Genomic DNA, 12,354 nt, shown 5'->3' with positions numbered 1-12,354 from the left:
CCCAGCCAGTCTTGCGGCAGGTGCGACTCGCTGCCTTCGACGATGTGCAACTTGCAACCCTGCCCCCGTGCGGTGCCGGCCTGCTTGAGTGCATCGAGGAACAGCGGCACCAGTTCAGCGGCGCGGTCGCGGTGAATCAGGCAGACGTTCAGGGTGTTGCAGACCTTGCGGTCCAGGGAGTTGCGCACCACGGCGGCAAAGCGCCGGGCATCGGCATCGGCGTTGGCGATCAGCCACGCGCCACCGGTGCCGTGCAGGCTGACCGCCGTACCGGCCTGTTGCGCGATGCTGCCCAACTGGCTGACGGCGCGACCCGAACCACGGGCCACCGCCAATGACAGACGCCGGTCAGCGAACATCGCCCAACCGGCGGCATGGTTGACGCTTTCCACCAGCGACACCGCACCAGCTGGCAATCCGGCATCGTTCAGTGCGGGATTCAACGCATGGGCAACAATCGCCTGGGCGGTGCCCAACGCATCACTGCCGATGCGCAACACCGCAGTGTTGCCGGTGCGCAATACACCGGCCGCGTCGGCAAACACATTCGGCCGGCCTTCGAAGACGAAGGCGACGATGCCCAATGGCGAGACCACTTGCTCGACCTTCCAGCCATCGTGCTCGACGCAGCTGATCACCTTGCCACGGCTGGCCGCGGCATCACGCCATGCGCGCAGGCCGGCGATCATGTCGCGACGCATGCGCTCATCGGCCAGCAACCGGGTGGTCGAGCGACCGCGCGCCTTGGCCCGCTCGATGTCGGCCAGGTTGGCGGCTTCGATCAAGGCCCAGCATTCCGGGGTTTCCAGGCGTTGGGCAAACAGGTCGAAGAAGGCGCTGATCGCTTGATCGGACACCGCCGACAGCGCGGTAAACGCCGCTTGGGCGCGCTCGATCGCGACGTTGGCCGCTTGCTGGTCCGCCACGGGGATCAGCAGCAACTCGCCGCTGACCTGCTCCACCAGCAGGTGGTCACCGGGCTGGAAGCGTTGCGCCAGCTCGGGGCTGACGACAGTGACACGATTACCGGCGAAAGGGATCGGCGTGCCAGCGACTAGACGTTCGAGCGCAAGAGACATGAAGCGGTTACACCATGCAGGGGGCGGCCGGAAAATGTATAGCAATTTCCCTGTGGGAGCGAGCTTGCTCGCGATAGCGGCAGGACAGTCAGAATTGATGTCGACTGACACCCCGCCATCGCGAGCAGGCTCGCACAGAGGTACCGCTTACGTATCTCAGTGTGTACAGCCCCGCCCCTGACACACCCCGCACTCAAAACCCCACCACAACGACACACCGCAGATACACCCCGTTGATGAAATACGCCTGTCGATTGGCCACGCCGATCAAAACGCTCAACTCACGGGACATGCCGTTGCCCCGCTTCCCTGACCTGAAAGAGATCAACGTCCATGAGCACCTCCATTTCTTCGGCCGTCAAAGGCCTGCACCTGAACCTAGACCGTGCCGGCGACTGGGTTGCCCCCCTGGCACTGCGGGTGTTTCTCGCCTGGGAATTCTTCGAGTCCGGCCTGGAAAAATTCAACGGCCAGAACTGGTTCACCGATATCCAGGAGCGCTTCCCGTTTCCGTTCGACCACCTTCCAGCAACGCTGAACTGGGAACTGTCGATGTGGGCCGAACTGATCTTTTCCATGACCTTGCTGCTGGGCCTGGGCACGCGTTTTTCGGCGTTGAGCCTGATGGTGGTGACTCTCGTCGCAACCGCCGCCATCCATTGGCCCGCCGACTGGCATACCCTGAGTGAACTTGCCCAAGGCTATGCCATCAGCAACAAGGGCTACGGCAACTTCAAACTGCCATTGATCTACCTTGTGGCCCTCACGCCGTTGTTGCTGTCGGGTGGCGGCAAGTTCGGCATCGATGCGCTGCTGGCTCGATTCTTCTGGCGTCGCTGAAACGCAATCTGCAACGCGGACAAAAAAGAGGGGACTTCCATGAAGTCCCCTGTTTTTTTTGCCTGAAACTAACCGATCACTTCTTCCATCCCGGTCTGTTCGGCCAGTTTCGGATGCGCGCTGCGTTCATGCACATGGGTTTGAGGTGTGCGGTCAATCAGCAGGCTCAGCAGTTCCGGGCGGCTGTAGTGGCCGCGGGAATCCATCATGCGTTTGCGCTTGTCGATCAGCCCCATGTCGAGGTCGGCGATCACCTCGCCCTCACCTTCCTGCAACGACCCCAGCACCACACCGTCCGGGCCGACGATCGCGGTATAGCAACCGCCGGAGATCGGGCCGATGGCGCAACCGGTGTCGGCCATGATCTGCGCCTGTTGCTCGGGGTACAGCCATGCCGTGGAATTGACCACAAAGCACGCGGCCTCCAGGGCATGCTGGCGAACACTGACTTCCATTTGCGAGGCGAACAACGGACCTGCAAACGACCCCGGGTACATCGCCGCATGGATCTGTTCGCCATCGGCCATCAAGGCATAACGGGCCAGCGGGTTGAAATGCTCCCAGCAGGCCAGTTGCCCGATGCGCCCTACCGCGCTGTCAACGGCCCGCAGGCCGGAGCCGTCACCCATGCCCCAGATCATGCGTTCGTGGTAGGTCGGGGAAATCTTGCGGCGACGCTGGATCAGCGAGCCGTCGGCATCGAACAACAACTGCGTGTTGTACAGCGTGCCGCCATCGCGCTCGTTGACGCCGATGGACACGACCATGCCCGCTTGCCTGGCCGCCGCGCCGATGGCATCGGTGGCGTGCGAAGGCACGGTGACAGCCTGGTCCAGCAGTTTCAAATGTTCGGCGGCCATTTCGAAAGGCGACTGCACGTAGGAAAAATACGGGTAGTACGGCACGACGGTTTCCGGGAACACGGCAAATTGCACGCCCTGCTCGCCGAGCTCGAGAATCTTCTGCACCACTTTGTCGACGGTGCCTTCTCGGCTGTAAAGAACGGGACTGATTTGTACGGCGGCGGCTTTGACGAGGGTCATGGCGGTGATCTCATTGAGGGAAATGGTTCAACGAGATAAAGATTACAACAATAATATAAAGACCTGAATGTCGTATACACCACTTTTCAGGACATCACGATTCAGCCCCGACTGGCACGCTGAATCACCTGCGGCGGCTGCCCGAACGCACGAATGAATGCGCGACGCATACGCTCCCGATCACCAAAACCAGTGTCCGCCGCCACCACATCGATGGAGTACCGCCCGCTTTCCATCATCAACCGGGCCGACTCGACCCGCAGGTTTTCGATGGCCTTGGCCGGAGACTGGCCGGTTTCGGCATGAAACACCCGGCTGAATTGCCGAGGGCTGAGATTGGCCGCGCTGGCCAGCGCCTCGACCGACAGCGCGGACTTGAGATTCTGCTTGGCGTAGTTCAACGCGGCCTGTATGCGATCAGTCTTGGGGGCCAGTTCCAGCATCACCGAAAACTGCGACTGTCCGCCGGAACGCCGGTGATACACCACCAATTGCCGCGCGACCTTGCGTGCAACATCGACGCCCAGATCCTTCTCCACCAGCGCCAAGGCCAGGTCCACGCAAGCGCTCATGCCCGCCGCGGTCCACAGGTGGCCATCGTTGATGAAGATCCGGTCTTCCTCGACCTTCACGTTCGGGTACGCCTTGCGAAAGGCCGGCACATGCGCCCAGTGGGTGGTCGCCCGCCGACCCTCGAGCAAACCGGCCTCCGCCAACGCAATCGCCCCAGTGCAAATTGAGCCCAGACGCCGGGTGCCGTGACTGGCGCGGCGCAAAAACTCCAGCATGCCCGGTGTGGTCGGGCGGATCAGGTTATCGCCCATGACCAGCAGCGTATCGAACAAGCGCTGGTCGAACGCTTCGGTCTGTACAGCAAAACCGGCGGACGTCTGCACCAGGCCGCCCGGTTCGGACAGTAACGCAATGCTGTACAACGGCTCATCACTGGCACTGTTGGCCAACTCGAAGGCGGCACACATGGCCAGGCCCAGAACCTGAAAACCGGGGTAAACAATGAGTCCGATCTGGTGCATGGCAATATGACCCTAAACGCGGCATGCCTGATATTCAGGCCAGAGAATCTACACTCTAACCCGAACAGCAGGCACCGGACATCAGGGTGGCGCCGACCGGCATCGCGAGCACCAGGACAGAGCGCCTCGCGCATCGGCGGATGGCGACGGATAATGAAAAGGTTTCCATCTCACCGAGGAATTGAAGGATGTCACTGACTCTTTATTTCCATCCGCTCTCATCGTTCTGCCACAAAGCGCTGATCGCTCTCTATGAACTGGGAATCGAGTTTGAAAAAAGGATCATCGACCTGGGCAACGATGCCGACCGGGCCGAGCTTCAAGCGTTGTGGCCGATCGGCAAGTTTCCGGTGCTTCGCGACCTTGCCCGGCAAAAGGATGTGCCGGAGTCGAGCGTGATCATCGAGTACCTGGACCGGCTTCATCCCGGCCAGGCGCACCTGATTCCGCATGATTGGCAAACCGCACTGGACGTACGCCTGTGGGATCGTTTTTTCGACCTGCATGTTCAGGTGCCCATGCAGAAGATCGTCAGTGACCGCCTGAACGCCGCCAATGGCGACCTGACCCGGGAACGCGCCGCGCTGATGACCGCGTACGGCATGCTTGAACGTCAACTGACAGCAAGAACCTGGGTGGCCAGCCGGGCGTTCAGCATGGCCGATTGCGCCGCCGCCCCGGCGCTGTTCTACGCCAGCACCCTCGTAGCCTTTCCCGACGATCATCGCCACTTGAGTGCTTATTTCGACAGGTTGACCCAAAGGCCCTCGGTCGAACGGGTCATCGACGAGGCAAGGCCCTATTTTTCCTGGTATCCGTTTGCCGAGGCCATCCCGGAGCGCTTTCGCTAGTGGCGCCAGCGCGACTGGGGAACGGGAGGCAAAACACCGGCGAATCGACGAATAATAACCGTCGGTCGAGTGTTATCTGATTAGGCAGGAATAAAAAATGGCAGGGGCGGCTGGATTCGAACCAACGCATGGCAGGATCAAAACCTGCTGCCTTACCGCTTGGCGACGCCCCTGTATCTGTTGCGATGAGTGCCTGGCACTCGCTTTCTTGAGTGGCAACAAGACCTGCTGCCCGCTTGCAACTGGCTCCCTGAGGGCCGCTGCAAGAGTGGGCGCAAATTTACCAACATTTTCTTCGTCTGGGAAGTCCAAACAAAAAAATTGTTCATTAAAACAGGCGCTTAGTATTGAGCCGGATCTCGGAGAGTTATCGGCGCACATTCAGCCCGACCAGCTCTGCTACGCTTTTCTTTACTCGAATTGAATCGGGAATCGTTTGCGCAACACCCTTCCCTTGCCATTTGAGGGCGCCAAAAGTGAAAGGCAAATTAATGGGGGCCGCTGCAACCCTTCTGGTACTCGGGACCGCGATTTATGGGTTGAACACCTGGGAACACATCCAGAGCCAGCGACAGGCAGCGGTCTGCAAGGCCGCACGGGAGCATCTCAATGGCCTGGAAACCCAGGCACGGGCCTTGGCCTCAGGGTTGACGGTCGAAGCCTATGCCGAAGCTGAAAAAGCCGAGGCCGGCCAGTTGGTCCAGGCACTCGATACCGCCAAGAATGAAGCCGAGGTCGATGCCGTCATCGACAAGCACGCCGCTGCCATCGAGGCACAGATAACGGCCGAGGACGCAGAGGTCCATTCCCGGGGAGATCAACCCTTCCTCGGTCAGGAACTGAAAAAGCAACGCATCCCCACCGACGTCAAACAGGAATTCAAGCGGGCTGAAAAAGCCGTCGCCGACACCTGTGAATAATGTCGACCGCCAGCTCCAGGATTGTCGCCAGCGTCTAGACTTCAGCAAAAGCAGGTTGCAACCAGACCCCGCGTTTATGACAAAAATCCTGTGAAAACGTGGGGGGCTCGACCTTGAAAACATCAACCCTCTGCGCCATCGCGAACCTGCTGGTGTCGGTCGCGGTGTCTGCCAACGGCGTCATTCCCCTCCTCGAAATGGACTTCACACGGTCTGCGATGGAAACCCTGAAAAAAATCGGTATCGACGACGCGTGCATCATCGGCGCCTCGAGCCCCACTGCGTTCACCTACTGCCGGGAAGGATCGACGACACTCTGGAAGTATCAGGCACTGGACCTGGAACAAATGGCGGCGATACACAGTGACGCACAGCGGCCTTCGACGGTTTACCAGCCCATTTCCGTCCTGGAGTCCGAGAGCGCGGCCTGTGAACACGAGATCAGCATATCCGCCGCTGGAAAACCGGCAACGATACGTTGGCTGATCCTCGGCCTGATGGCCATTTCCCTGCTGATCGGCTTGCATTACACCTATTGGGCCATGCTGCAGCGTCGACATGACGCCACCGCGTACTCGCAACCCCATGAGCAAACGTCAAGCGAATTCCAGGCAACCGCACGAACAAAAGCCCTGGCAGCGTTTGGTCTGGCTGTTGCCGTGGCATTCGTTTACTTCAACTACAAAGGGTATTGAACAATCGGTGAGCGCGCCGTTGCGGCGCACCCACCGGTCACTCAGTGTGGCGCGCGCGGGATGGTCTTGAGCAGGTCTTCGGGGCTGATGTGACCGACCACGCTGCCCGGTTGCGGCAGGTTGAGGATGTGGCCTTTCATCTTGCCGATGATGTGCATTTCACAAGGCTTGCAGTCGAACTTCAGCGTCAGCACTTCATCGCCGTGGATCAGTTGCATCGGTGCAACCTTGGTGCGCACGCCGGTCACGCCCTTGGCCTGTTTCGGGCACAGGTTGAAGGAGAAACGCAGGCAGTGCTTGGTGATCATCACCGGCACTTCACCGGTCTCCTCGTGGGCCTCGTAGGCCGCGTCGATCAGCTTGACGCCATGGCGGTGATAGAAGTCGCGGGCCTTCTGGTTGTAGACGTTGGCCAGGAACGACAGGTGCGAATCCGGGTACACCGGCGGCGGTGTGGTTTCGGCCTTGCGACTGCCACGCGGGTGGGCGGCGACCCGCGCTTCGGTCAAGGCTTCAATCACTTCACGGCGCAAGGCCTTGAGCTGCGAGTTCGGGATGAAGTACGCCTGCGGCGCGTCCAGCTTGATGTCGATGGCGTGGTACTGCGTGGTACCCAACTGGCCGAGCAGATCCTGCAATTGCTCCAGCGCCTGTTCCGGTTTGTTGGCGGCGCCGAACGGGCCGTTCAGGGTGACGCTGGCGCTGATGCCTTCTTCGCTGGTAGCGGTCAGTTCCAGTTGGTCTTCACGCAAGCGAGCGGCCCAGCTCAGGGCAATGCGACGCTCGGCAGAGGTCTTTTGCAGCGCCTGTTGCCAGTTGTGATCGAGATTGCGATTCAGCGGGTGGTTGGGGCGCAGTTTGTACATCCCCTCCGGCATCTCGTTGGGCTCGACGCGATAGCGATAGCGCTTCTCGCCGTCCTCCTCGAACTCGCCTTTGGGCTCGGCGATGTTGGCGCGGAAACCCACCACTTCACGCTTGACCAGCACGTTGAGGCCGTCGCCATTGGACAGCGGCTCGTGAGTCACGACCTGCATGTCACGCTTGGCGACTTTCTCGACCACACCCACCGGCAAACCGGTGAAGGTCGGCGAATCAAAGGCGCCGATATCGATCTTGCGGTCCGTGACGAAGTAATCGGTGCTGCCACGGTGGAAGGTTTTTTCCGGGTCGGGCAGGAAGAAGTGCGCGGTGCGGCCGCTGGAGGCACGGGCCAGGTCCGGACGGTCTTCGAGCACGGCGTCGAGGCGCTGGCGGTAGTAGGCGGTGATGTTCTTCACATAGCCCATGTCCTTGTAGCGGCCCTCGATCTTGAATGAGCGCACGCCAGCCTCGACCAGGGCGCGGATGTTGGCGCTCTGGTTGTTGTCCTTCATCGACAGCAGGTGCTTTTCGTAGGCGATCACACCACCCTTTTCGTCCTTGAGGGTGTACGGCAGACGGCAGGCCTGGGAGCAATCGCCGCGGTTGGCGCTGCGCCCGGTTTGCGCATGGGAAATGTTGCACTGGCCGGAAAATGCCACGCACAACGCGCCATGGATAAAGAACTCGATGGCCGCGTCGGTCTCGTCAGCGATGGCGCGGATCTCTTTGAGGTTCAGCTCGCGGGCCAGCACCAGTTGCGAGAAACCGGCCTGATCGAGGAACTTCGCCCGCTCCAGAGTGCGGATGTCGGTCTGGGTACTGGCGTGCAATTCGATCGGCGGGATGTCCAGCTCCATCACACCCAGGTCCTGGACGATCAGCGCATCGACGCCGGCATCGTACAACTGGTGGATCAACTGGCGGGCCGGCTCCAGTTCGTTGTCGTGCAGGATCGTGTTGATGGTGGTGAAGATCCGCGCGTGATAACGACGGGCGAATTCCACCAGTTCGGCAATCTCGCTCACCTCGTTGCAGGCGTTGTGGCGAGCGCCGAAGCTCGGGCCGCCGATGTACACGGCGTCGGCGCCGTGCAGGATGGCCTCGCGGGCGATGGCGACATCGCGGGCAGGGCTGAGCAATTCCAGGTGATGTTTGGGCAAAGACATAATTTTTTTAGTCAGGCTTGTCACGGTCGAGGCGTGCATTGTAGCGGCGAAACGCCTGACCGGCACCCGTGTGGTGCCCGATGGTGTTTCGGGTAGGCCTGACCTGCCTCAACCCCTGTGGGAGCGAGCTTGCTCGCGATAGCGGTGGGTCAGTCAACGCTTGTGCAAACTGACACTCCGTCATCGTCGGAGCGCCGCCCGGAGCAGGCTCGCTCCCACAGGGGCTTTGTATGTATCGCAGCAATCAGGCCTTGGCAGCCATCGCCGTCACTTCGACACGCATGCCTTCCACCGCCAACGAGGCAATCCCGACAGCAGCGCGCACCGGCCACGGCTTGGCGAAGTAGCGCTTGTAGACCTCGTTGAACGCGGCGCGGTCGGCCATGTCGGTGAGGTAGATGGTCAGGTGCATCACGCGGTCCATGGAGCTGCCGGCACGTTCCAGCGCGACCTTCAGCGCTTGCAGGGTGCATTCGCTTTGCAGGGTGATGTCGCCCAGTTCCAGGCTGCCGTCGGCACGGGTGGGGATCTGGGTGGAGACCAGCACACCGCCGAAACCGACGACGTCGGAAGAAATCGAATCGGCATCGAGGTCAGGCGTAAAGGTCAGGTCGTGGTTTGCCATTGGAAGTTCTCTTGCTTGAAAGGGAAAGGCGAGCGCCTTTTGCGCCGCCAGTTTACAGGGCCATTCCCGGCGCGTCGCTAATCCGCAGCACTCGCCTGCGCATGAGCCGAGCCCTCGTCATTGCAAGGGGGAAAACTTCGCCGGCAGGTAGATCGTCGAGCACATGTCGCGCAGTTGCGGGCCGGAGTTTTCCGGCGGCCAGACGCCGTCGGTGACCGCCTGGGTGCGTACCCGCAAGCGCTGCTCAAGGCTGGCCCACGGCCAGATGTGCAGATAGCGCGGCAGCGCGCCGTCGGTGGCATAAAACGCCGCGTACACCGGCGAATATTGCTCGGCGGTCCGCGCTTCAATGGCGTTGCTCCAGCCGTCGAGTGTCGGCTGCAACCCGCTGCTGACCAGGTCGTAGACGCGCAACTCATAGAACGGACCGTGCTGGCCGGCACTCAAGGGTTCGAGGAAGGGAAACAGCGTGTAGTTTTCGATGCGCAGGTCGGTGATGAACTCGTTGACGCCAAACGCCCCGCCCTCCAGCAGGAAACGCTCGCGCTCCGCTTGCCTGAGGTGTTCGTTCCCATAGCCGCGCAGCACGGCAATCTGGTTCAACGGGCCGATCTCCGAGGCCCAGCAGCCCATCAACGTGCCGCCTGCTTTCGGGTCGTCCAGCGCCGCCTCGATCTGCGCCAATGCTTGCACAACCGCGCGCACCCGCACAGTGAAGGTGATCAGTTCAAATAAACGCATAGCGACTCCGCCGACTTGTTTGCCAAAAGCCCACAGCCTAAGGCAGCCCCTGCCGACGGGGTATTGAGACGAATCCCATCGATTACGGCATTTCCCCCAGTATTCCAGGTAATTTCTTTACGCCGGGCAGTCATCGATAATTCACACAACGTGTTCAATGCCTTCACTTAATGGCGCTTGATGCAGGAATGGCGACGAATATGCTGTGGGTACGTTTCCGTGATCTCGCATGACAACAAGAGCCCACACCATGCACAGCCCCAGAACGCTCTACCAGAAACATATCGACAGTCACACCGTCTGCGCCCTCGACGATCAGGGCCACGTGCTGCTGTACATCGACCGCCAGGTCGCCAACGAATACACCAGCCCGCAAGCCTTCAGCGGCATGCGCGACGCAGGTCGCAAAGCCTGGCGGCCGAGCGCGACGCTGGCGGTGGTCGACCACGTCAATCCCACGGCGCCGACACGCGTTGCCGCCATGCCGGACGCCGGCGGCGCCCGTCAGGTGTCCTACTTCGAAGAAAACTGCCGCGACTTCGGCATCGAACTGTTCGATGTGCTGGACAAGCGCCAGGGCATCGAGCACGTCGTGGCCCCTGAACAAGGCTTTATCCTGCCCGGCATGGTCGTTGCCGCCGGCGACAGCCACACCACCACCTACGGCGCCCTGGGCGCCTTCGGTTTCGGCATCGGCACCTCGGAAATCGAACACCTGCTGGCCTCGCAAACCCTGGTCTACAAGTGCCTGAAGACGATGCGCGTGACGGTCAATGGTCTGCTCGGGCCTGGCGTGACGTCCAAGGACATCATCATGGCCCTGATCGAGAAAATCGGCGCTTCGGGCGCCACGGGCTACGCCATTGAATTCGCCGGCCCGGCGATCAGCGACCTCAGCGTCGAAGCCCGCATGACCATCTGCAATATGGCCGTCGAGGCAGGCGCCCGAGGCGCGTTCATGGCGCCGGATGACAAGGTCTTTGCCTATCTGCAACACAAGCCCCGTGCCCCTCAAGGCCAGCGGTGGGAACAGGCTGCTGCGAAATGGCGAGGCCTGCACAGCGACGAAGGTGCGGTGTTCGATCGCGAAGTCACCCTGGATGTCGCGGCACTGGAGCCCATGGTCACCTGGGGTACCAGCCCCGATCAGGCCGCACCGGTGGGCGGGCATGTGCCGGACCCTGCCGCGCAGCCGGACCTGATCCTGCGTCAGGGCATGCAACGCGCCTTGAACTACATGGGCCTGGAACCGGGCATGCCGCTCAGCGACGTGGTGATCAGCCACGCTTTCATCGGCTCCTGCACCAATGCGCGCATCGAGGATCTGCGCGATGTCGCCCGCGTCGTGCGCGGCAAACGGGTGGCGGCCCACGTGCGGGCCATGATTGTTCCCGGTTCGACGATGGTGCGTGACCAGGCCGAAGACGAAGGGCTGGCGCAGATTTTCCTCGACGCCGGTTTTGAATGGCGCCAGTCGGGTTGCTCGATGTGCCTGGCCATGAATGACGATGTGCTCGCCCCCGGTGATCGCTGCGCCTCAAGCACCAACCGCAACTTCGAAGGCCGGCAAGGCGCCGGTGCGCGCACCCATTTGATGAGCCCAGCCATGGTCGCCGCCGCAGCGATTACCGGACACTTGACCGACGTGCGCACCTTCGCGCTGGAGGCTTGAACCATGCAACCTTTCGCTATCGTCAGCGGCAGCGCCGCCCCGCTCCTGGCCGCAAACATCGACACCGACGTGATCATGCCCAAGCAGTTCCTCAAAGGGATTGATCGCAAGGGCCTGGACAAGGGTCTGTTCTTTGACTTGAGGTTCCTTGAGTCCGGCGAACCCGATCCGCGGTTCATCCTCAATCAACCGGCCTGGAGCGAGGCTGCGTTTCTGGTGGTGGGCGCCAATTTCGGCTGTGGTTCGAGTCGCGAACATGCGGTCTGGGGCCTGAAACAAGTGGGCATCCGGGCACTGATCGGCACCAGCTTCGCCGGCATTTTCTACGACAACTGCCAGCGCAATGGGGTATTGGCGATTCAGCTGACCGAGGATCAACTCAAGCAGATTGCCGCGTTGACCAGCAACCCGGCAACGGCTCGAATCAGCGTCAACCTGCCGGAGCAAACCATCGAACTGGCTGACGGCAACGTGATCCCGTTCGAGATCGATGAACTGCGCAAGCATTCGTTGCTGCTGGGGCTGGATGCCATTGGCACCACGTTGCAACGCGCCGAACAGATTCGCCAGTTCGAAGCCCGGCACCTGGCGGAAAATCCCTGGCTGGTCTGATAAGGATCCTGTAGGAGCGAGCTTGCTCGCGATGGTTGTTAACGATAACGCGTGTTTACTGGCTAAACGCGGCGCTCTTGAATCCATCGCGAGCAAGCTCGCTCCTACAGAGGATAATGACGCCGGTGGGGCTGGATGCCATTGGCACCACGTTGCAACGGGCCGAGCAGATTCCTGTAGGAGCGAGCTTGCTCGCGATGGTCGTTAACGAT

At 61.1% G+C, this 12,354-nt stretch carries 12 protein-coding genes and 1 tRNA gene; 6 read left to right on the top strand and 7 right to left on the bottom strand.

From position 1 onward, the window contains the following. A partial coding sequence (locus tag PMI29_RS01780) for an aldehyde dehydrogenase family protein (RefSeq protein WP_008004025.1) occupies window positions 1-1,079 on the bottom strand: 1,079 nt, incomplete at its 3' end. Between the two features lie 333 nt (window positions 1,080-1,412). Between PMI29_RS01780 and PMI29_RS01785 the strand changes: the two genes are divergently transcribed. After that, window positions 1,413-1,919, top strand: a complete 507-nt coding sequence (locus PMI29_RS01785; RefSeq protein WP_008004024.1) for an HvfX family Cu-binding RiPP maturation protein — start codon at window positions 1,413-1,415, stop codon at window positions 1,917-1,919. Window positions 1,920-1,987: 68 nt separating this feature from the next. On the opposite strand, the gene PMI29_RS01790 is transcribed toward PMI29_RS01785, so the two are convergent. Both PMI29_RS01790 and PMI29_RS01795 read right to left on the bottom strand, forming a co-directional pair. Then, the gene (locus PMI29_RS01790) at window positions 1,988-2,962 is read right to left on the bottom strand and encodes a nitrilase-related carbon-nitrogen hydrolase (RefSeq protein ID WP_008004022.1); all 975 of its coding nucleotides are present in this window, start codon (window positions 2,960-2,962) and stop codon (window positions 1,988-1,990) included. Between the two features lie 101 nt (window positions 2,963-3,063). Next, window positions 3,064-3,996: a GlxA family transcriptional regulator gene (locus tag PMI29_RS01795; protein ID WP_008004019.1), complete on the bottom strand. Its 933-nt coding sequence runs from the start codon at window positions 3,994-3,996 to the stop codon at window positions 3,064-3,066. A 188-nt stretch (window positions 3,997-4,184) separates the two neighbouring features. On the opposite strand from PMI29_RS01795, the gene PMI29_RS01800 reads away from it, so the two are divergent. Continuing rightward, a complete protein-coding gene (locus tag PMI29_RS01800) occupies window positions 4,185-4,847 on the top strand; it encodes a glutathione S-transferase family protein (RefSeq protein ID WP_008004018.1) in 663 nt (220 codons plus the stop codon). 98 nt (window positions 4,848-4,945) lie between these two features. Here PMI29_RS01800 and PMI29_RS01805 read toward each other — a convergent pair. Further along, window positions 4,946-5,020, bottom strand: a tRNA-Gln gene (locus PMI29_RS01805). A 318-nt stretch (window positions 5,021-5,338) separates the two neighbouring features. On the opposite strand from PMI29_RS01805, the gene PMI29_RS01810 reads away from it, so the two are divergent. Both PMI29_RS01810 and PMI29_RS01815 read left to right on the top strand, forming a co-directional pair. Beyond that, window positions 5,339-5,767, top strand: coding sequence for a hypothetical protein (locus PMI29_RS01810; RefSeq protein WP_008004016.1), 429 nt, complete (start codon window positions 5,339-5,341; stop codon window positions 5,765-5,767). A gap of 113 nt (window positions 5,768-5,880) precedes the next feature. Then, window positions 5,881-6,462, top strand: coding sequence for a hypothetical protein (locus PMI29_RS01815; RefSeq protein ID WP_033052776.1), 582 nt, complete (start codon window positions 5,881-5,883; stop codon window positions 6,460-6,462). 41 nt (window positions 6,463-6,503) lie between these two features. Here the strand turns inward: PMI29_RS01815 and PMI29_RS01820 are convergent, their stop codons facing one another. The 3 genes from PMI29_RS01820 to PMI29_RS01830 form a co-directional block, all read right to left on the bottom strand. Further along, a complete protein-coding gene (locus PMI29_RS01820) occupies window positions 6,504-8,492 on the bottom strand; it encodes a peptidase U32 family protein (protein WP_033052775.1) in 1,989 nt (662 codons plus the stop codon). Between the two features lie 244 nt (window positions 8,493-8,736). Continuing rightward, window positions 8,737-9,117 carry a RidA family protein gene (locus PMI29_RS01825; RefSeq protein WP_008004009.1) on the bottom strand — a complete coding sequence of 127 codons (381 nt, stop codon included), beginning with the start codon at window positions 9,115-9,117 and terminating at the stop codon, window positions 8,737-8,739. Window positions 9,118-9,234: 117 nt separating this feature from the next. Continuing rightward, window positions 9,235-9,858: an NIPSNAP family protein gene (locus PMI29_RS01830; protein ID WP_008004007.1), complete on the bottom strand. Its 624-nt coding sequence runs from the start codon at window positions 9,856-9,858 to the stop codon at window positions 9,235-9,237. A gap of 250 nt (window positions 9,859-10,108) precedes the next feature. Here PMI29_RS01830 and leuC point away from each other — a divergent pair, with 250 nt between their 5' ends. Both leuC and leuD read left to right on the top strand, forming a co-directional pair. Then, on the top strand, window positions 10,109-11,530 hold the full coding sequence (gene leuC, locus PMI29_RS01835; protein ID WP_008004005.1) for a 3-isopropylmalate dehydratase large subunit: 1,422 nt from the start codon (window positions 10,109-10,111) through the stop codon (window positions 11,528-11,530). A gap of 3 nt (window positions 11,531-11,533) precedes the next feature. Beyond that, entirely contained in the window at window positions 11,534-12,142 is a 609-nt protein-coding gene (gene leuD, locus PMI29_RS01840; RefSeq protein ID WP_008004003.1) for a 3-isopropylmalate dehydratase small subunit, read from the top strand. Window positions 12,143-12,354: the final 212 nt, after the last annotated feature.

The sequence above is a fragment of the Pseudomonas sp. GM49 genome, assembly GCF_000282355.1.
Taxonomy (GTDB): domain Bacteria; phylum Pseudomonadota; class Gammaproteobacteria; order Pseudomonadales; family Pseudomonadaceae; genus Aquipseudomonas.
This window is presented reverse-complemented; position numbering and strand designations above follow the sequence as displayed.